Origin of the sequence: Polynucleobacter kasalickyi, assembly GCF_900176405.1 — a bacterium.
Classification (GTDB): Bacteria; Pseudomonadota; Gammaproteobacteria; order Burkholderiales; family Burkholderiaceae; genus Polynucleobacter; species Polynucleobacter kasalickyi.
In genome coordinates, this window is record NZ_FWXJ01000001.1 from 223,116 (window position 1) to 242,371 (window position 19,256).

Sequence of the window (19,256 nt, forward strand, 5' to 3'; positions counted from 1 at the left end):
AAAGGCCATAATAATCATCTTAAAACGGCGATTTCATCTCAGAACCCATTCACCATGTGATTTAATTTGGGCGTACATTGCGTCAGGCGCAAGATCGATATCTCCAGGCCAAGCAACAGCAACATTGTCAATATGGAACTGATTAAAAGTAACTGGGTTCTTCAATGCTTCGAATACACCAGTTAAATGACTACTTTCAAATATAACCTTTCCAACAGTCCCATCTGCAAACTGGACTTGCAAAGCCAGTGGTGCAATCGATTTAACGTTAATAACATCCCATTTCAAGGGCCACCTCACTGCCCAATTTGTTCTTGAATTTGCTCTGCTTGTCGCAGTAGCGAATCCGGAGCAGAAGTTTTTTCTTGGAGCACCTGAGTCGTCCAGGTCGCTGTCGAAGCTGCGTCAATTTCTGTCAATGGCAAGGCAAATTCAAAACGTTCTTCTGGTGTCAGACGACTACTTTGATTGGCATATAAAAAACTCATTTCAGGGAGTCGATGGATAGAAGCGGTTGGTTCGCCTTCATTTCCTCGCATTAAAATCGCACTCGCACAACGAGCGAAAAAATACTCGCGTAGCTTGAGTGGGTATTCTGGGTGCGTATAGTTAGAGACCTGCCAAACCGGCGTTTTAAACGGATTGATTAACTTAGCAAGCACATGACTCGAGTTACGCAGACCAATTTGCTGCCGCAAATCTAGCATCTTCTGCAGTTGGGGTGAGAGTACTTGTAATGGACAAAAGATGGGTTGATTAAGGTTCAATAGTTGCTTGAAATCATCTGAGGTACCTAAAATCGGCCAATTTAATTGTTGAAAGATTTCATAACTAGTGACTCGGCTCGCATCTTCGGTGACTCCTTGCACAATGACATGAAAGCCATTTTTAACTAAAAGACCAGCTAGTAAGGGCGTTAAATTGATTTGTTTTCTGGCACCGTTATAACTGGGCAGAATAATCGTTGGTTTTGCGCTGGTTTCTAGTGAAATCACATGAGGTTCTACAGCGTCCATAAAGCCAAGGAGTTCATTAACGGTTTCACCTTTGATGCGCATGGCGATACAAAAGGCACCAAGCTCAAGGTCGCTGACCTTACCCAATAGAATGCTAGAAAAAACAGCTTGTGCTTGCTCTCGCGTCAAGTCCCCAGAGCCCTTGCTCCCGCGACCGATAATCTTTAAATATGAAGATATACTCATTCAGGCATTATGCCACTGGTAGGGCGGCGAAATACTTTAATATTTGTTGTTTGACTTCCGGCTTACAGGAGCCACAATTCGTCCCACAAAGTGTTTTCTCTTGCAATAAATTCATGGCTTGATCAGTGGTGTCCACCTGAGCAGCACGAAGAATATCGAGCATCGTATCTTCTTTCACATTAAAGCAATTACAAATCGCCTTACCTGCGGTTTTTAATTCAAGAGGGGGCTTACTGAAGGGCACTAGTAATGAACGACCGAGAAGTTTCGCATCCAATCCCTGTTCGACATATTGTCTAAGCCAAACGGTACTCGCTAAACTATCCATGGAGCCAGTTAACATTGCTGACAGCACTTTCTCTTTCGCTCGAACCAAGCGGACGACACCGCGTCTTTTATCTGAGTAACGCATAATCGGGTCAGTCGCAGTTTCGTCGAGTTGAAACAGTCTCATTACTTCTTTCACCGCATTGGCCGCTAATAAATCCACCTCGTTTGAGGGATCTTCTGGATGTGCCGCTTTGAAAGACACACCAATCTGTTGACTATCTTGCTCTCTGCCAAAAAGAACGCAATGGGCGGAGGCAAATTGTGGCAGTAGCTTGCGCAAGGCATTTTGAAGAGTAAAAGCTTGTTCTTTCGGAAAAAGGCCAAAAGCCACCAATTGCCAAGGTAAATTGACTGGAAGAATTTTAATTGCTGCATGCTTTAACTCGGGCTGCCCAGAAATTGGATCAATCCGACTGCAGGTCAGCCCGTTCACTCCACGACTAGGGTGTTTGCCAGCAGATCCTGAGATGAACTCCGATCCCCAATGCATGGCGATAAAAGCTTGGGAGTTAGCAATATCTTCTGAAATTTTGACAGGAAAGATCTCACTACCGCGGCGACTCGTCACGTGCACTAAATCACCATTCGTGAGTAACATGCGACTGGCATCTTTGGGGGATATCTCAATACTCGGCTCAGGAGCATGAGCAAACAGGGTACCCAAGGTCCCCGTCCGACTCATCCCGTGCCACTGATCTCGCAGACGTCCAGTATTTAATGCGAATGGATAGCGGGCATCTACCGTTTCAGCTGTTGCCGTGTATGGCGTAGCTATGAAGTGTGCTTTCTGGTCTTTGGTGGGAAAAATACCATCTTCATAGAGTCGCTTTTTGCCGTGCGCAGCACCCTTCGGCATGGGCCACTGTTGTGGACCATGATCTTCCAAAATTTGATAACTTAAACCGGTAATATCTAAGTCACGTCCCTCTGTAGTAGCGCGGTGTTCATTCCAAATATCTTCTGCACTGTTGTAGGGGAATAAAGTAGTAAGGCCATCTTTTTTGTGATTAGTGAGTAATTGCTCAAGTGCACGTGCAATCTCTAGAGCAATCTGCCAATCATGTTTTGCTGACGCAAAGGGCGCAATGGCCGGGTTTACTTTAGAAATAGTGCGTTCTGAGTTGGTTACAGTACCGATTTTTTCTGCCCAAGTAGTCGCAGGTAAAAGGATATCCGCATACAGAGTCGTCGCAGTATTTGCATAGGCTTCCTGAACCACCACGAGTTCAGCATTTTTTAATCCTTCATGCACAGCATTGAGGTCAGGCATGGATTGTGCGGGGTTCGTACAGACAATCCAAATGGCTTTTAGTTCCTTCGTACGGAGTGCTTCAAACATAGGGATTGCCGTCAAACCTGGTTTTTCAGGGACTTGTTCAACCCCCCAAAAGTTGGCGACTTCACTACGGTGGACCGGGTTGCTCAGGTCCCTGTGAGCTGATAATAAATTAGCTAAGCCACCGACTTCTCGTCCACCCATAGCATTTGGTTGACCTGTTAAAGAAAAAGGTCCAGCTCCCGGTTTGCCGATTTGCCCCGTCGCTAAATGCAAATTAATTAAGGCTGCATTTTTTGCGGTTCCAGAGGCCGATTGATTCAGTCCTTGACAGTAAAGAGATAAGGTTCCCGGCGATTGTGCAAACCACTGGCTTGCTTGATATAAATCCTTTTCCTCAATGCCACAAATTTTTGCGACTGCTTTAGGAGTAAAGTCCCTCACTAAATTTTTCAGCTCTTCGAAGCCTACTGTGAAGCTTGCGATATAAGATTCATCCAGCCACTTCTCCCAAAGCATTATATGGAGCATGCCATGGTATAAAGCCACGTCCGTACCAGGTTGGATCTGAAGGTATAAGTCAGCATCTTTTGCCGTATCCGTTCTTCTCGGATCCACCACAATCACTTTCATTTCAGGACGCGCTTGACGAGCAGCTTCTAAGCGACGATACAAGATCGGATGAGCGAAGGCGGTATTAGAGCCGGTGATAAAAATGGTTGAAGCTAGCTCGATATCTTCATAGGAACAGGGGGGAGCATCCATCCCCAAAGTTTGCTTATAGCCAGCCACAGCACTGGACATACAAAGCCTTGAATTCGTATCAATATTGTTAGAACCAATCAAGCCCTTCATCAATTTGTTAAATAGGTAGTAGTCTTCCGTCAGTAGTTGACCTGAGACATAAATCCCAACCGAGTCAGGACCATATTGGTGAATAATTTTTGCAAAGCGACGGGCGACTGTATCTATGGCCTCTGGCCATGTCACTTGAATCGGGTCATCTTCTCTGTTTTGTCGAATAGCTGGAAATCCTAGACGTCCTTGTTTTTGCAGGTGAGGCTGAGCCGTCAAATGTAGCGTGGAGCCCTTGCTACAGAGCTTGCCAAAATTGGCTGGATGAGCAGGATCACCTCGGACGCCAGACACTACTAAATCGCCAGACTGATTTGCAGTAGTTTCGATAATTACGCCACAACCCACTCCACAATAGCAGCAGGTACTTTTAACTTCAGGCATGAGGGGCTTGTATTTCTTCTAGATTTAAATAGACTTGACCAGCTTCAATTTTGAGAGCAAATGATTTTGCGCAGCCTTCATCAGGCTCTTGAGCACAGCCAGTTGATAAATCAATATTCCAAGAATGTAGGGGGCAAGTGACTGTTTTACCATGCATGATGCCTTGAGATAAGGGGCCGCCTTTGTGAGGACATTCATCGAGAATGGCAAATACCTCATCCTGTGCATTTCTAAAGATGGCAATTGGCCCAACTGAAGCTTGCAAAATTCTGGAGCCCATCACAGGAATATCATCTACCGGTAGGATTTTTTTCCAAACGGTGTTGTCCGTATTATTCGACATTGTTTACCTCAACAATTGGTATCGTTTTAAATTGTCGTATATCCACTTTAGCTTGTTCAAAATCTTTCCAAGGATCTGGAGCATCTTTTAAATCAAATAAGAGACGTTCATACAGTGCTTTACGACTTTGAGCATCATCTACGACTTTTTGTTTAATGTAATCCATGCCAACCCGCGCTAAATAGTGCACGGTTCTATCTAAATACCAAGCTTCTTCACGATACAACTGTAAAAAGGCTCCTGAATATTCACGGACCTCTTCATCGGTTTTGACTTTGCAAAGAAACTCAGCAACTTCCGTTTTAATGCCACCATTGCCACCAATATAAAGCTCCCAGCCAGACTCAACGCCAATAATACCAACGTCTTTGATACCAGCCTCAGCGCAATTTCTAGGACAACCAGAGACTGCGAGTTTGACTTTATGAGGCGAGTACATTCCAAACAACATACGTTCTAAGTCAACGCCCATTTTCATCGATGACTGGGTGCCAAAACGACAATGTTCATCACCCACGCAGGTTTTTACCGTACGAATGGATTTGCCATAGGCATGACCTGATGGCATATCGAGCTCTTTCCAGACCGCTGGTAAATCATCTTTTTTGATACCTAGCAAATCAATCCGTTGACCACCAGTGACTTTGACAGTTGGCACTTTATATTTTTCAGCGACATCAGCAATTCTCCGGAGTTCTGCTGGTGTTGTTAAGCCACCATACATCCGAGGCACTACGGAGTAGGTCCCATCCTTTTGAATGTTTGCGTGCGCTCTTTCATTAATAAAGCGTGATTGTGGATCATCTTGTGCCTCATGGGGCCAAGTTGAAATTAAATAATAATTGAGGGCAGGGCGACAAGTTGCACAACCGTTGGGTGTCCGCCAATTTAACTCAGTACGAACTTGATCTTGAGAAATCAGATGTTTGGCACGAATCGCTTCTCTAATTTCCTCATGAGAATGTTCTGAACAGCCACAAATAGATTTTTTACGCGGTGTTGCCGAATAATCAGTACCTAAAACATTCATCAGCACTTGTTCAACGAGTCCAGTACACGAGCCACAGGAACTACTTGCTTTGGTACATTTTTTGACCTCATCTAACGTAAACAGACCTTGTTCACGAATGGCTTTAACGATAGTCCCTTTTGTTACTCCATTACAACCGCATACTTCATCTGCATCATTCATGCCAGCTGCTTTGTTGTGGCCTTGATGTCCAACGTCGCCAATGTTCGATTCACCAAACATGAGAGAGTCACGAATTTCTGAAATATTTTTTGCATCTCGCATCAGCTTAAAGTACCAAGTACTATCACTGGTATCGCCAAACATGCAAGCACCGACTAAACGATCATCTTGGATGACTAGTTTTTTATAAACGCCACCAATGGGGTCGGCTAGCGTGATTTCTTCTGTACCTTCACCGCCCATAAACTTACCCGTTGAAAAGAGATCAACGCCTGTTACTTTGAGTTTGGTGGAAGTGACTGACCCTGTATATACATTAATACCAATTTCTGCTAAATGATTGGCGCAGACTTTAGCCTGCTCAAATAATGGCGCAACTAAGCCATAAGCGATACCCCGATGACTCGCACATTCTCCCACCGCATAGACACGGGGATCAAAGGTTTGCATCGTGTCATTCACAACAATGCCGCGATTACAATAAAGTCCCGCAGATTCTGCTAAAGCGGTATTCGGTTTAATACCTGCCGCCATTACCACGAGATCAGCCTGAATTTCTAAGCCACCTTTAAATCGAATAGCGCCAACGCGATCACCGGCAGCGTTCGGTAAGATTGCTTCGGTCGAAGTGCTGAGTAAAAATCTCAAACCTTTTTCTTCTAAAGAGCTTTGCAATAAATCAGCCGCTACTTGATCGAGCTGACGTTCCATCAGCCAAGGTGCAAGGTGCACTACAGTAACACTCATTCCCCGAAGCGCTAAACCGTTCGCTGCCTCAAGACCTAAGAGTCCACCCCCAATGACCACGGCATTTTTATAACGAGTGGCAACGTCAATCATCTCGTTGGTATCTTTAATATCTCGGTAAGCAATTACTCCAGGTAAGTTGTTACCGGGTACTGGCAAAATAAATGGTAGCGAACCAGTCGCTAAGAGTAACTTGTCATAACTCTCAATAATGCCATCATCGGTGGTAACTGTTCTTTCTTTACGGTCAATCTTCACTACTTTTTTATTCAGGTGAAGATGGATCCCATTCGTTTCATACCAAGCCAAATCATTAAGAACGATTTGCTCTAGCGTTTGCTCGCCAGCCAACACTGGAGAGAGTAAGATACGGTTGTAATTAGGATGTGGCTCAGCACCAAAGATCGTAATATCGTACAGCTCAGGATCAAATTTTAATAATTCTTCAACCGTTCTAACACCTGCCATCCCATTACCAATTAATACTAATTTTTGCTTCCTCATGCTTTAACCTTAAAGCTATCAGCATAGGCTGCAGGATTTGATCCATTCCAAGTAACACCATCAAAAAACTTACTTGAACGCATATCACTTTTCGGCAAAGGGGTCTTCGTGGCAGTTGCAGCATCTTTGTAAAGCGCAATATTATTTACTTTCTTCGCCACCCCTAAGTAGTCAGGATGATCCTTTAATAATCCCCAACGCTTATGTTGCGTTAAGAACCACATTCCATCTGATAAATAAGGGTAGTTTACTAACCCATCGTTATAAAACTTCATGGCATTGGGGTCATCCCAAGTTTTACCGATACCATTGTTATAACGACCCATCATCCGGTCTTGAATCACATTGACATCTGTGTTGACAAAGGAAGGAGCCGAAACAACTTCTGCAGTTGAATGTTTATTACTTACTGAAGAGTCAATATATTTACCAGCTTCTAAAATGGCCGACATCACTGCTCTACAAGTATTTGGATAACGTTTTGTAAATTCCGCTGTTGCGCCGAGTGCTTTTTCTGGGTGGTCTTGCCAAATGGCCTGGGTCGTCGTTGCTGTAAAGCCAATACCATCAATGATTGCGCGGGCATTCCATGGCTCACCTACACAATAGCCATCCATGTTGCCACTGCGCATATTAGCAACCATTTGTGGTGGCGGGACAGTGATAATCTTGGTGTCTTTCATCGGATTAATGCCGAAATTGCCTAGCCAGTAATAGAGCCACATGGCATGGGTGCCGGTTGGGAAAGTTTGCGCAAAGGTGTAATCACGCTTTTCTTTATCCATCAATGTTTTTAAACTTGCCCCATCGGTAACACCTTTTTGATAAAGCGCTTTTGATAGGGTGATAGCCTGACCGTTATTATTTAAGGACATGAGAATAGACATATCCTTTTGTTGCCCACCGATACCCATTTGCAGACCGTAAACAAGCCCATATAAAATATGAGATAAATCATTTTCACCATTAATTAACTTGTCACGGATAGCTGCCCAAGATGCTTCCTTGGTTGGAATAATTTTGATACCGTATTTTTTATCTAAGCCTAAATGGTTTGCCATGACGACTGAGGAGCAATCGGTCAAAGCAATAAAGCTCACTTTCACATCTGTTTTTTCTGGAGCATCCGAGCCAGCTGCCCATGCCCCTGACTTGACCAATGGATCAACGAGAGAGTAAATACTAGCAGCACCAATTGACTGTATGAGTTTGCGACGCCCTGAATCAGTTACTTGCTCAGTATTTACTGAAGGGATAATGGAAACTGATGTTTGATCTTTAGTATCTGCCATGATTTCTCCTTAAATCGTCCTTCCAATATAGTGGAGGCCGTAAAGAAGACGATCAGGAAAGGTGCCGAAATGGTGCGATGACTTAGAAACCTTGAAAGCCAAAGAGGTCAATAACGAACAGGCTAAGATTGGCCATCTCTTCTATATAAATACTTGCTTCAAGTATTTTTCAACGGGTTTTTTATGCTAAAAACCCTTTAAAATATGCACCAATTTAGTGCTATAACCAGGGGCAAAAGCCACTTATTTGCTTAACTAAACTTCTTTTCCCATTCCTCAAGTTCCGCCAGTCCGAGAGCTGTATTGTATTGCTTGCCACTCCAAATTTGGGATTGCATCTCTTGTAAATTCTCATGTACTTTTAAGCTATTTAAGGCTTGTGACATCGCAAAGCCAAAGACACCTCGAGCGAGTCCTGGTCGAATACCAATATCAATCCCAAGGGATTTCATTTCGCTTGCCTTTAATTGAGAGATGGGCCCACCTACATCAAGGTTATATAGGCATGTTGCGTTGACCTCTGCTTTGATACGACTAATTTTTGCTAAGGTATCCGGATGGGGTTTTAACTCAACAAAAACTGCATCTGCGCCTTCCGCTATAAAAATCTTTGCCCGCAGAATTGCTTCATCAAGGCCTAAACTTTCTGCACAATCGGTTCGAGCAATAATCATGAAGCTGGAGTCCACTCGACTTGCAACTGCTGCTTGGATTTGGGAGATGGCCGCTGGACGCTCTAGTACTGTCCTAGCCCCTTCAAATTGCGCACATCTTTTTGGGAAAGTTTGATCTTCAATATGTATCCCACTCACGCCGGATGCTTCAAATTCTTCAATCGTACGTTGGATGTTAAAAACTCCACCATAACCAGTATCTGCATCACAGATTAACGGCACATTGATGCTGTGTGCAACGCGCCTGGCATGATCAGTCATCAAAGTTAAATCCACTTGGCCAATATCCGGCTTGCCGAGAAGGGACGCTGATACTCCGTTACCTGTCATATAGACGGCAGCGAAGCCTGCATTTTCTACTAACTTTGCCCCATAACCATCATAGATACCAGGCGCAATTAACGTTTCCTGTTGGGTCATTAAATGACGTAATGCTTGTCTCTTTTGGTGCGCACTGTTTTTGGTCATGCTGCAAAATTCCAGTCAGGGTGTTGATTTAAAAACGGAATGAGTCCACCCATCGAAATGATTTTTAACACTTCTTTTGGTAATAAGCTTGCCTGAATGGTTTGATGGTGATTCGTTTGCACGATACCAGTTTGTAAATCAATCGTTAGTTCTGCGCCGTCAAGGATTTGACTGGTGTCACATTCAAGGATCGCGAGCCCATTGTTAATCGCATTTCTGAAAAACTGACGTCCAAATGACGGAGCTAAGATACAGCGAACTTGCATCAGGTGCAATATGGCGATAGCTTGTTCGCGTGAAGAGTTAATGCCAAAGTGTTCGCCGGCGATAATAATGCCTCCTTGAGCAAGCTTTAATCGCCCACTAAACCCTGAGCTTAACTTTTCAAATGCAATCGTACTGATAAATTGACTATCTTTACCAGGAGCGTACTTACTAGAACAATGAATATCGGTATTGACATCATCCCCTAATTGAAAAGCCTGTCCATGAATGATGCTCATGCTACCGCCCTCCATGAACCACCTTCAATGGTTCGCGGATCGGTAATAAAACCGGTTAGGGCAGACGCTGCCACTGTGGCGGCAGATCCTAGCCAAATGTCTGCATTAGGATTCACTAAGCGACCTTTAAAATTTCTATTGGCAGTGGAGATGACCACCTCATGATCGCCAGGGACTAAATGATTCGTAATGCCTACGCAAGTTCCACAACCAGCAGCTTCGAAAGAGGCACCGGCCATCGTGAAAATTTCAATTAATCCTTCTCGTAGCGCGGCTAAATAAATCTGCCGAGAAGCAGGGGTAATAATCATGCGAACTCCCGCGGCAATTTTTTTGCCTTTTAAAATAGCTGCGGCTTGACGAATATCATCCAAACGACCATTGGTGCAGGTACCAATTAACGCAAACTGAATTTTTTGTTGAACAATTTCATTGACGCCAACAATGTCATCCACAGCATGTTTTCTAGCAACCTGAGGAACTAAGTCGCTGATATTCATTCGAAATTCTTGCTCGTAGTGTGCATCGGCATCGGCAAACACCGGTTGCGGTGTTTGAGCACCATGGGCGTGTAACCAATCAATCGTTTTTTGATCAGCTTCTAAAATAGCCGCTTTGGCACCTAACTCGGCTGCATGGTTGCACAGAGTCATCCGGTCATCAATATCCATCGCACTCACTGCACTACCAACGTATTCAATCGCTTTGTAATTGAGACCCTCGGCTTTAAATTTGCCAAGCATCTGTAAAGTGATATCTTTGGCCCATACTCCAGGTTGAAGTTGGCCATCTAAGTGGACTTTGACGGTTTCTGGCGCTCTTAACCAGATTTTGCCGCTAGCCATTACACCGACGACATCGCTACCTTCAATGCCAGTACCAAAAGCGTTAAAAGCGCCATACGTCGTGGAGTGCGTGTCAGTACCAACGATTAAATTACCGCTGGTGAGATGACCACCTTCGGGTAATACTTGGTGACAAATGCCATCACCAATATCGTATAAGTGAGTGCCAGCTTGCTTTGAAAAGTTGCGCATTAATTGATGCGTTTGGGCAGCTTCTTCATGGGGTGGTGGTGAATAGTGATCTAACACCATTGCCGTGTTTTTAGCAAAGTTTAAAGAGGGCTTATCTAATTTTTTCATGACTTGCATGGCATTGCCAGCACGCGTATCCGTGACCATGGCAAAGTCCACATTGCAAACAACGACGTCACCAGCTTTTACTTGTGAAACTCCGGCATGCGATGCTAAGATTTTTTCAGAGATTGTTGAACCCATATGGCTACCTTCTTAAATGATTATTTTTCCCACTGAATATTACTGATAATTTTGCCCCAGGTCTCAAACTCTGACTTGGTGTAGGCGGCTAACTCATTGGGCGTTGAAGGCGCAGGTTCTACACCAATATTCCTCAATTTTTCAGCAGTGCTAGGATCTTTCAGGGTGGCGACTAATGCTTGATTTAATTTGTTTTGTATGTCGGTTGGTATTTTTGCTGGGCCAATAAAAGCGTACCAGTTCTGTGCTTGATAGCCAGGGTAGCCTTGTTCAGCAACCGTGGGAACAGTCGGTAAAGAATCAGCTCGTTTTACTCCGGAAGTCGCTAAGGCGCGGAGTTTACCAGCCTCAATGAAAGGAATGGCAGTGGGCGTACTAGCAAAAATTGCCACGATATTTCCACCTAATAAATCATTCATCGCCGGGCCACCACCCTTATAGTTCACATGCTGAGCATTCATGCCAGAACGAACTTTTAATAATTCACCCGCCAGATGTCCAGTGCTACCTTGCCCCGATGAACCAAAAGTAATAAAACTACCCGCTTTCTTACCTGCATCGACAAAGTCTTTAAAAGTTTTAATCGGTGAATCAGCCTTCACCACAAGCACGTTTGGAAACACGACTCCTTGCGATAAAAATGTAAAGTCTTTTAAAGGATTGAAATTGGTACCACCTGGCATATGAGGATTAATGGCTAGGGAACCAATGGTGGTGAGCGCAATGTTGTATCCGTCAGGCGGGAGCTTCATTAAATAGTCACTGGCAAGGTTACCCCCGGCACCAGGCTTATTATCAATAATGACGGTTTGCCCAAGAATTTCCGACAACTTGGGTACCAATACTCTTGCGGTCGTATCCGAGCCGCCACCTGCAGCAAAACCAATAATAATGTGAACTGGCTTATTCGGAAAATTTTTAGCATCTTGGGCATTGCCCAAGGTGGGTAAGAGACTCAGTGTGGCGATAACTAGGCTAGAAATACTAACTTTTTGCATAGAAAAACCTTTCAGAATCTTTTGCGATTAATTGTTATTTCAGGACTTAATTGAGCTTGATATTGGATTTTTTCGCAATATCTTTCCAACGACCAATATCGACTAAGAATAATTTTTTAAAATCGTCTTGATTAAGAGGAGCCATATTGATGCCAGCCTTTGTAAAGCTATCTTTTACACTTTGTTGGCTTAATACCTTTAAGGTTGCTTCACTAATTTTTTTCTGCATTTCAATTGGTGTGCTTGCAGGCATAAAAATACCTTGCCAGAGAGTAATCTCATAATCTTTCACACCAGATTCTTGCATCGTTGGGACTTCTGGTGTTCCTGAAAAACGTTCTTTACTCGTTACTGCAAGGGCGCGCATCTTGCCACCGCGATATTGAGCTAGGCCCACCGGCATGCCGGCAAAATAATAATCAATTTGGCCACCAATGGTATCGGTGGCAGCTGGTGCGCCACCTTTATAAGGGACGTGAATCGTATTTAAACCAGCAAGCACATTAAACATTTCACCAGCCATATGATCTGAGTTACCAATGCCTGAAGAAGCGTAAGTTAACTTACCTGGCTCTTTTTTTGCAGCGGCAATAATTTCCCCCACATTTTTATAAGGCGAATTCGCACCAACAACTAAAATATGTGGTGTAGCAGAAAATCCCACAATTGGAATTAAGTCTTTAGTGCCATTAAAGGGTAAGGCTGTATTGAGAGCAACACTAATCGCAAGACCATTTTGTGCAATCAAGATGGTGCTACCATCACCAGCACTTTTTGCTGTTGCATCGGCGGCAATATTTCCCGCTGCACCGCCACGATTTTCTACGATAACATTTTGTTTGAGTTCATCACCTAAGGCTTGACTCACAATTCTTGCTGCAATATCCGTAGAACTTCCTGCGACATAGCCGACATACGCTCTAATTGTTTTATTGTCATTAGCTTGTGCTTGAATACTGAAGCCTGAGCTGATGGAGATGGCGAGTAAAAACCGATTAATCAATTGACGAGTCATGTATATCTCCAGTTAAAAGTCTTATGTTGTAATCACTGAGTGATTCTTATCCCCAACAGTCCAAAGACGTCGAAGTAATTTATATACTTATTCTAATCGCAAAACACCTGCCAATTGAGCAAGTGTTCGCGGGTTTATTTTCTTGAAAAATTAATCTAAGCTAATCCCACCATCTTTGATGATTTTTCTCATGCGATTAAAGCCATCTTTATTTGCCTGATTATATGCAGCTTGACCGGTTGGCACGAGTTCAAAGCCTTGAGCGATTATTTGCTCTTTCATTTTTGGGTCTTTGAGAACTTGTGTAATAGCATCGTTGAGCTTGTTGATCACGTCATTGGGGGTGCCTTTGGGTGCAACAAGTGCTGCCCATGCCATTAATTCATAGCCAGGTACTGTCTCAGCGACAGTTGGTACATCCGGTAACAATAGTGATCTTTTTGAGCTAGTAATCGCAATCGCTTTGAGTTTGCCTGCTTTAATATGGGGTAACACAACCGCTAAGGCACTAATCATCATCGGTACTTGACCTGCCATTACATCCGTGACTGGAGCCGCAGCTCCCTTGTAGGGGATGTGAACTAAAGGAGCGCCAGTCATCTGTCGCAACATTTCCATCCCAATATGCTGGGGTGAACCGTTGCCACCCGAGGCATAGTCCAGCTTTCCGGGGTTTGCTTTAGCGTATTCAATCAGTTGTTTAATGTTGTTCGGCTTAAAGTTAGGATTCGCCACTAAGACGAAAGTAATACCAGCGATTTGCGAAATTCCAGTAAAGCTAGTGAGTGGGTCATAGTCCACCTTTTTATATAGGTTCGGGACCATATTTAAGATGCTGTCATTAAAGGCGCCAAGGACGTAACCATCCGGGTTTGCTTGGGCAACTTTATTGGCACCAATCAAACCAGCACCACCGGTAATATTTTCGATAATCATCGACTGCCCTAAGACTTCAGACATCTTTTGACTGAACGGACGCATCAGAACATCTACCGCAGATCCTGCTTGTAATGGCATCGTTACCTGAATCGTGTGGTTCGGGTAATTCGATTGGGCAAATACCATCCCTGACAAGATACTACTCGTCAAAAGTAAGTTTTGTAATATCTGAGTTGACCTACGATAGAGTTTTGTCTGCATTTTATCCTTCCAACGGCGCAACGCCAGCCAGTTTGGCTGTTTCTTGTAAAGCTTTAAACAAGTTATCTGGAATCGGAATGCCAGCAGCGGTCCGTTTTGCTTTTGATTTAGCAATGCCGTCACCGGGGACTCGAATTTCGCTCACTCCTGGCAGTTTTTGTGAACCTTTGATTTCAGTCACCAAGCGAGTTGCATCTTGGACAAGATGTTCCGTACCACCCAAGAAATCAGGATTGATCGCCACGATCGTTTGACCAGTATTGGTGACCGCTTTGGAATCCGCATTAAAGTCGACTAACTCAGAACCGACCGCTGCACCGTTCATACAGCCTGCTAACAAAGCAATCATCAGGGAAAGACCGTAACCTTTGTATTCACCAATAGGTACTAACATCCCCTCATGGGATCTATTCGGATCGGTGAGTGGATTCCCTTGTTTATCGATCATCCAACCAACCGGCATTTCTTCACCTTGTTGCGCTTTCATTTTGACTTTGCCATAAGCTGCAACCGTTGTCGCCATGTCAAGGAGAACGGGTGGTTTGCCTGCACCCATTGGCACTGAAATAGCGATTGGATTAGTGGAAAGTAACATATCAATACCACCCCAAGGTGCCATATGATTAGCACTGCCAACCGCTAGATACATCCCGACTAAACCAGCTTCTGCGACTAAGTTCGTATACATTGAGCCGGCTCCAGCATGGTTGCCATAGCAACAGCCAACCCAACCAATGCCGTTTTTCTTAGCTTTTTCGATCGCTAACTCGGTACAGCGATGCATAATTAAATGGCCCATCGCGTTATCGCCATGTAAGAGAGCAATGGACGGCGCATCTTTTAATAACTTCATCTGTGGATGGAGGTTAATGCCACCTTCTACAATCCGTTTTGAGTATTGGGGTAAGCGAAAAATACCATGGCCATCAGCACCTGATAAATCGGCTGTGACCATTAATTCTGCGATGATTTTTGCATCGGCTGCAGGCATACCAAGTCCTACATAGACGCGTGTGATAAATTCTTCTGCTTGTTGTGCTGTTATTGTGTGACTCATTTAATTTTTACCCATGATTGTCCGTTGCTATATTTTTTTATTGCTACTTCATCAAAATGAAAGCCTAAGCCAGGAGTTTGATGCAGCATTAAATCGCCGTTGTTAAAGTCTAACTGACGGCTAATTAATCTTCTAAAGTTTAATACTTGATCATCTGTAAAGTATTCTACAAATCTTGCATTGGGGGTTGCTGCCACTAGTGGTGCGTGTAAGTCATGAAACCAGTGTGGACTTACCGTGACCCCTTTGGCACTTGCATAAGCTGCAATCCTGCGCCATTCGCTAATGCCACCACAAACTGCAGCATCGGTTTGTAGTATTTCGCAACCCTGCGCTTCAATCAACTCCCGAAAGCGCCAACGACCTACTTCAATTTCTCCGGTGGCAACCGTAATAGACGTTCTAGCAGCTAGTCTGGCGTGTAAGTCGATGGCATCTGGAGAGAAAGGCTCCTCAATCCAATAAGGGTTATATTGCTCAAAGCGTTTGATATATTCCATCGCTGTTGGTAAGTCTGCCCAGGCATTATTAGCATCCATTGTCACTAAAATATCTTCGCCGACGGCGTCTCTGACCGCTGCCAAGCGCTCTTCCTCTTGGGCTGGTGATAAGCGTCCGGTTTTCATTTTGACGGCTTTAAAGCCAAGGGCAACATAGGCTTCCATCTCTTTCGCTAGCAAAGCTGGAGTTTTGCCGTCAACATAATAACCACCACTTGCGTATGCTGGCACTTTATCTAAAGTGACGGCTCCTAAATATTCATGCAACGGTAATTTTGCCATTTGGGCATTTAGATCCCACATGGCATTATCTAAAATGGAAATACCGCGCATGACCGAGCCTGAACGACCTTGCAGAATTGCTTCAGCATACATTTCTTGCCATAAGCCTTCAGTGCGGTGACTGTTCTGACCAATTAGTTTTGGCGCTAATAACTCTTCAACAGCAACGCGTGCGATAGATCCCGCACCACTGCCAACATAACAAAAACCAATACCTTCAACACCGACGCTATTTCTAACTTTGACCAAACAATAATGTCGTTCCGTAACTGTTCTGGTAGAAAAGGAAGTTACTTTATCTAAAGGTACTGCAACATTCATCACTTCAATGGACTCAATGATCGACATAAAGGGTCTCCAGGTATTGAATTTCGTTAATTATTTTCCGTGTTTGAACTTCTTAAACTCATCTTAAACGTGTATCGATGTTCAGGATGTTGCGTCAAGGTTACCTCAAATGGTTGCCCATCTTTATCGTAATATTTTCTCACGACCACTAAACAGGGTGAACCCACTTCGACGCCTAATAAATCAGCATGTAGCTTTGAAAAAGTGGAAGCATAAATTTCAACATCTGCTTTTGCCATACTGACACCATACTCTTCTTCAATCTGAGCATAAACCATATGTTGGCCATGGTTTTTATTTTGGGTTAACTTGGCGAATTGTTGAAGAATATAAATATCTGTCCAAGCTAATCGCAAATTAGACTCTTCCTCTAGTCGCACGGCACCAATGTGATACCAAGCTGAGCCGATGGGCGCATCTAATAATTTTTGTAGTTGTACATCACATTCAACATATTCTTCGATGTGATTTTTACGATAGGTATTGCGAGGATAATTTAGGATCTCTCCTAAAGAGTTGAAACTTTGACTAAATTTTCTGGGGGATGAGGTTGAAATCACCCGGGTTGCAGCACCTTGTTGACGGTGTATATAGCCCGCTTCTTGGAGGTGTTGCAAGGCATGTCGAATGGTTTGCCGACTGACCTGCAGCATTTCACATAACTGCGCTTCAGAGGGTAAGTTGTCTCCTACCGCCCAAACGCCTGACTGTATCTTTGTAAGTAAGTCTTTTGAGGCTTTTTTATACAGTACAGGGCGTTTAGAACTTTCCATCTAGCTAACTTTTATTTGTTGTTTGTATCAAGGCGACTGATTAACTTAAACCAAATAATTTTTTACCTGGAACAGGTAATTTTGCTTTCAAAATATCACCTGACATGGACTCAGTAATGTACAAATCTTGACCATCAGGACTACAAGCGATATTGGCTAAATGATGATGATGTTTGTTTTCTGAGTAAATGAGGTGAGTTGGTAACATGTTGTTATCAAAGCGCCAAACGCCAACCCCTAAATGACAAACTAACAAACCATTTTCAGAGTCCATTTCAATACCATCAGGGCCAGCAGCGCCACCGGACAATTGAATCGCAACGCCAGTCTTAGATACTGAACCATCTGCCATTAAAGGCAAACGCCAAATTTGTTGGGCACGAGTTACAGCCACAAATACATGCTTTTCTGAAGTGTTTAGAGTAATACCATTTGGACTTGGGACATTAATTGCTAAACGATCTAATTGACCACTTGCACTTAATCTGAAAACACGACCAGTTGGATCTGCAATACCAGTTTGACCTTGGTCAGTGAAATATAAATCGCCATTGGATGCGAAATGTAAATCGTTTAAGCCTTTAAAAGACTCACTGTACATAGAGCCAAGAATCGTCGTGATGTTGCCAGTTTTGGTATCTAATTCTAATAAGCCCATTTTGTAATCGCAGATAAATGCACGACCATCTTTATGGAACTTTAAGCCATTAGGCCAGCCATCATACTGAGTAATTAACTCCCACTCACCCTTGGTAGAAATGCGGAAAATACGTCCATAAGGAATATCGGTAAACCACAAGTTACCTTCTCTATCAAAAGAGGGACCTTCTAAGAAACATTCGATTTCAGCACCTTGACGATTTGGGATAGCCCAAGAAGTTGGTTTAGCATTACGAAACTTTGCCGGCATGGACATAAAAACTTCAGTTTTAATGAGCTCAACGGGCTTAAATGGATTGATCATTTTTTCTCCTAACTTGTTGTGACAGGTTAACAATAATATTTTATGCTTAATAAATTAAATTTTGGAATTCAACTTAAGCGATAGTATATACTTGTTTAATTGTTAAATTACTTATATTAATTTAAAATTAATTAATGTAACTTGTTATTACAAGTTGTATAAAGTTAAAGGCTACTCATGAAAAAAGTTGTTGTCGTTGGCACGGGTATTATGGCGGTTGGTATCGCAGCGGGCTTTTTAGCCACCAATCTGAGTGTGATTCTTTTGGGTCGCAGTAAGGCGCGTGCTGAAGAATTTGTGAATGAAATTGAACAGCTCACAACAACCATTAACCCGGCTTGGCAACAAACTGGCGCACAAATCATTACGGGTGAGATGAACACTTGGTCTGACTGGAGCGATGTTGTTTGGGTGATAGAAACGGTTAGTGAAGACATGGCTTTAAAGCAACAAGTTTTTGCGATGCTTGACCAACATGTACCGCCGCATATTCCGATTGGTAGTAACAGTTCTGGTTTCCCTATTTCTAAAATTGCGGCGGGTTTAAGTACCGCAAATCGCATGCTGAATGCGCATTACTTTATGCCGGCGCATATTGTGCCTTTGGTAGAAGTAGTTTTGGGTGAAAAGTCTGACCCTGCAATAGGTGAACAAGTTTGTGAGATGTACCGTGCAGCTGGCAAGAAGCCAGTGCTCGTTAAAAAAGATATTCCAGGATTTTTAGCTAATCGGATTCAGCATGCTCTGATGCGTGAGGCTTTGTCATTGGTGGATGCTGGCATTGCGACACCAGATGATGTGGACGCTGCTGTAAGATACAGTTTCGGTTTCCGGTATGCGGCAGTAGGTCCAATGACGCAGAAAGAAATTAGTGGTTGGGAGGGGATGGCAGGTGCATCAGTAGAAATTTGGCCTGATTTATATAACGTAAAAGAATTACAACCCAGTATGGCTAAACTGATTGCAGAAGGAAAATATGGGATGAAGTCCAAAGAGGGATTTAGGACTTGGAGCGATGAGGAAATCATGCAAATGCGTAAAAAATATAATGCTAGACTCAAAGCGGCCTTTAACGTTTTACAAGTAGAACCAGACGAATCATAAGATTCGCATTCATTTTTATAACTAG

General features: G+C 43.4%; 17 protein-coding genes. 1 reads left to right on the plus strand and 16 read right to left on the minus strand.

Annotated elements, in window-relative coordinates; genetic code table 11:
* Nucleotides 1-33: 33 nt before the first annotated feature.
* The 16 genes from B8983_RS01065 to B8983_RS01140 all read right to left on the minus strand — a co-directional run bounded on the left by B8983_RS01065 (nucleotide 34) and on the right by B8983_RS01140 (nucleotide 18,127).
* Complete coding sequence (locus B8983_RS01065) at nucleotides 34-288, minus strand: DUF2442 domain-containing protein (RefSeq protein ID WP_084282189.1); 255 nt, start codon at nucleotides 286-288, stop codon at nucleotides 34-36.
* An 8-nt stretch (nucleotides 289-296) separates the two neighbouring features.
* Nucleotides 297-1,202 (minus strand): DNA-binding protein YbiB, encoded by a 906-nt coding sequence (ybiB, locus tag B8983_RS01070; protein ID WP_084282007.1) that lies wholly within the window; start codon nucleotides 1,200-1,202, stop codon nucleotides 297-299.
* 7 nt (nucleotides 1,203-1,209) lie between these two features.
* A complete protein-coding gene (locus B8983_RS01075; protein WP_084282008.1) occupies nucleotides 1,210-4,047 on the minus strand; it encodes a nitrate reductase in 2,838 nt (945 codons plus the stop codon).
* Complete coding sequence (gene nirD / locus B8983_RS01080; RefSeq protein WP_084282009.1) at nucleotides 4,040-4,390, minus strand: nitrite reductase small subunit NirD; 351 nt, start codon at nucleotides 4,388-4,390, stop codon at nucleotides 4,040-4,042. Before nirD ends, B8983_RS01075 begins: the two co-directional genes overlap by 8 nt.
* Nucleotides 4,380-6,833 (minus strand): nitrite reductase large subunit NirB, encoded by a 2,454-nt coding sequence (gene nirB / locus B8983_RS01085; RefSeq protein WP_084282010.1) that lies wholly within the window; start codon nucleotides 6,831-6,833, stop codon nucleotides 4,380-4,382. The genes nirD and nirB overlap by 11 nt, the downstream gene beginning before the upstream one ends.
* Nucleotides 6,830-8,125 carry a CmpA/NrtA family ABC transporter substrate-binding protein gene (locus B8983_RS01090; RefSeq protein WP_084282011.1) on the minus strand — a complete coding sequence of 432 codons (1,296 nt, stop codon included), beginning with the start codon at nucleotides 8,123-8,125 and terminating at the stop codon, nucleotides 6,830-6,832. The genes nirB and B8983_RS01090 overlap by 4 nt, the downstream gene beginning before the upstream one ends.
* 251 nt (nucleotides 8,126-8,376) lie before the next feature.
* Nucleotides 8,377-9,267 (minus strand): isocitrate lyase/PEP mutase family protein, encoded by an 891-nt coding sequence (locus tag B8983_RS01095; RefSeq protein WP_084282012.1) that lies wholly within the window; start codon nucleotides 9,265-9,267, stop codon nucleotides 8,377-8,379.
* Nucleotides 9,264-9,770 carry a LeuD/DmdB family oxidoreductase small subunit gene (locus B8983_RS01100; protein ID WP_159460779.1) on the minus strand — a complete coding sequence of 169 codons (507 nt, stop codon included), beginning with the start codon at nucleotides 9,768-9,770 and terminating at the stop codon, nucleotides 9,264-9,266. Before B8983_RS01100 ends, B8983_RS01095 begins: the two co-directional genes overlap by 4 nt.
* Nucleotides 9,767-11,050 (minus strand): 3-isopropylmalate dehydratase large subunit, encoded by a 1,284-nt coding sequence (locus B8983_RS01105; RefSeq protein WP_084282014.1) that lies wholly within the window; start codon nucleotides 11,048-11,050, stop codon nucleotides 9,767-9,769. The genes B8983_RS01100 and B8983_RS01105 overlap by 4 nt, the downstream gene beginning before the upstream one ends.
* Before the next feature lie 20 nt (nucleotides 11,051-11,070).
* Nucleotides 11,071-12,048 (minus strand): Bug family tripartite tricarboxylate transporter substrate binding protein, encoded by a 978-nt coding sequence (locus B8983_RS01110; protein ID WP_084282015.1) that lies wholly within the window; start codon nucleotides 12,046-12,048, stop codon nucleotides 11,071-11,073.
* A 46-nt stretch (nucleotides 12,049-12,094) separates the two neighbouring features.
* A complete protein-coding gene (locus tag B8983_RS01115; RefSeq protein ID WP_084282016.1) occupies nucleotides 12,095-13,063 on the minus strand; it encodes a Bug family tripartite tricarboxylate transporter substrate binding protein in 969 nt (322 codons plus the stop codon).
* A 150-nt stretch (nucleotides 13,064-13,213) separates the two neighbouring features.
* Entirely contained in the window at nucleotides 13,214-14,203 is a 990-nt protein-coding gene (locus B8983_RS01120; protein WP_084282017.1) for a Bug family tripartite tricarboxylate transporter substrate binding protein, read from the minus strand.
* A 1-nt stretch (nucleotide 14,204) separates the two neighbouring features.
* The gene (locus B8983_RS01125) at nucleotides 14,205-15,260 is read right to left on the minus strand and encodes an Ldh family oxidoreductase (protein WP_084282018.1); all 1,056 of its coding nucleotides are present in this window, start codon (nucleotides 15,258-15,260) and stop codon (nucleotides 14,205-14,207) included.
* Nucleotides 15,257-16,390, minus strand: a complete 1,134-nt coding sequence (locus tag B8983_RS01130) for a mandelate racemase/muconate lactonizing enzyme family protein (RefSeq protein ID WP_084282019.1) — start codon at nucleotides 16,388-16,390, stop codon at nucleotides 15,257-15,259. Before B8983_RS01130 ends, B8983_RS01125 begins: the two co-directional genes overlap by 4 nt.
* Before the next feature lie 26 nt (nucleotides 16,391-16,416).
* The gene (locus tag B8983_RS01135) at nucleotides 16,417-17,163 is read right to left on the minus strand and encodes a GntR family transcriptional regulator (RefSeq protein ID WP_084282020.1); all 747 of its coding nucleotides are present in this window, start codon (nucleotides 17,161-17,163) and stop codon (nucleotides 16,417-16,419) included.
* A 40-nt stretch (nucleotides 17,164-17,203) separates the two neighbouring features.
* The gene (locus B8983_RS01140; protein WP_143736056.1) at nucleotides 17,204-18,127 is read right to left on the minus strand and encodes an SMP-30/gluconolactonase/LRE family protein; all 924 of its coding nucleotides are present in this window, start codon (nucleotides 18,125-18,127) and stop codon (nucleotides 17,204-17,206) included.
* A gap of 177 nt (nucleotides 18,128-18,304) precedes the next feature.
* Here B8983_RS01140 and B8983_RS01145 point away from each other — a divergent pair, with 177 nt between their 5' ends.
* Entirely contained in the window at nucleotides 18,305-19,231 is a 927-nt protein-coding gene (locus tag B8983_RS01145; RefSeq protein ID WP_084282021.1) for a 3-hydroxyacyl-CoA dehydrogenase family protein, read from the plus strand.
* Nucleotides 19,232-19,256: the final 25 nt, after the last annotated feature.

What these genes read in the sequence shown, in the direction of transcription:
- ybiB (WP_084282007.1), bottom strand. Translation starts at nt 1,202, where the DNA reads ATGAGTATATCTTCATATTTAAAGATTATCGGTCGCGGGAGCAAGGGC.
- B8983_RS01075 (WP_084282008.1), bottom strand. Translation starts at nt 4,047, where the DNA reads ATGCCTGAAGTTAAAAGTACCTGCTGCTATTGTGGAGTGGGTTGTGGC.
- nirD (WP_084282009.1), bottom strand. Translation starts at nt 4,390, where the DNA reads ATGTCGAATAATACGGACAACACCGTTTGGAAAAAAATCCTACCGGTA.
- nirB (WP_084282010.1), bottom strand. Translation starts at nt 6,833, where the DNA reads ATGAGGAAGCAAAAATTAGTATTAATTGGTAATGGGATGGCAGGTGTT.
- B8983_RS01090 (WP_084282011.1), bottom strand. Translation starts at nt 8,125, where the DNA reads ATGGCAGATACTAAAGATCAAACATCAGTTTCCATTATCCCTTCAGTA.
- B8983_RS01095 (WP_084282012.1), bottom strand. Translation starts at nt 9,267, where the DNA reads ATGACCAAAAACAGTGCGCACCAAAAGAGACAAGCATTACGTCATTTA.
- B8983_RS01100 (WP_159460779.1), bottom strand. Translation starts at nt 9,770, where the DNA reads ATGAGCATCATTCATGGACAGGCTTTTCAATTAGGGGATGATGTCAAT.
- B8983_RS01105 (WP_084282014.1), bottom strand. Translation starts at nt 11,050, where the DNA reads ATGGGTTCAACAATCTCTGAAAAAATCTTAGCATCGCATGCCGGAGTT.
- B8983_RS01110 (WP_084282015.1), bottom strand. Translation starts at nt 12,048, where the DNA reads ATGCAAAAAGTTAGTATTTCTAGCCTAGTTATCGCCACACTGAGTCTC.
- B8983_RS01115 (WP_084282016.1), bottom strand. Translation starts at nt 13,063, where the DNA reads ATGACTCGTCAATTGATTAATCGGTTTTTACTCGCCATCTCCATCAGC.
- B8983_RS01120 (WP_084282017.1), bottom strand. Translation starts at nt 14,203, where the DNA reads ATGCAGACAAAACTCTATCGTAGGTCAACTCAGATATTACAAAACTTA.
- B8983_RS01125 (WP_084282018.1), bottom strand. Translation starts at nt 15,260, where the DNA reads ATGAGTCACACAATAACAGCACAACAAGCAGAAGAATTTATCACACGC.
- B8983_RS01130 (WP_084282019.1), bottom strand. Translation starts at nt 16,390, where the DNA reads ATGTCGATCATTGAGTCCATTGAAGTGATGAATGTTGCAGTACCTTTA.
- B8983_RS01135 (WP_084282020.1), bottom strand. Translation starts at nt 17,163, where the DNA reads ATGGAAAGTTCTAAACGCCCTGTACTGTATAAAAAAGCCTCAAAAGAC.
- B8983_RS01140 (WP_143736056.1), bottom strand. Translation starts at nt 18,127, where the DNA reads ATGATCAATCCATTTAAGCCCGTTGAGCTCATTAAAACTGAAGTTTTT.
- B8983_RS01145 (WP_084282021.1), top strand. Translation starts at nt 18,305, where the DNA reads ATGAAAAAAGTTGTTGTCGTTGGCACGGGTATTATGGCGGTTGGTATC.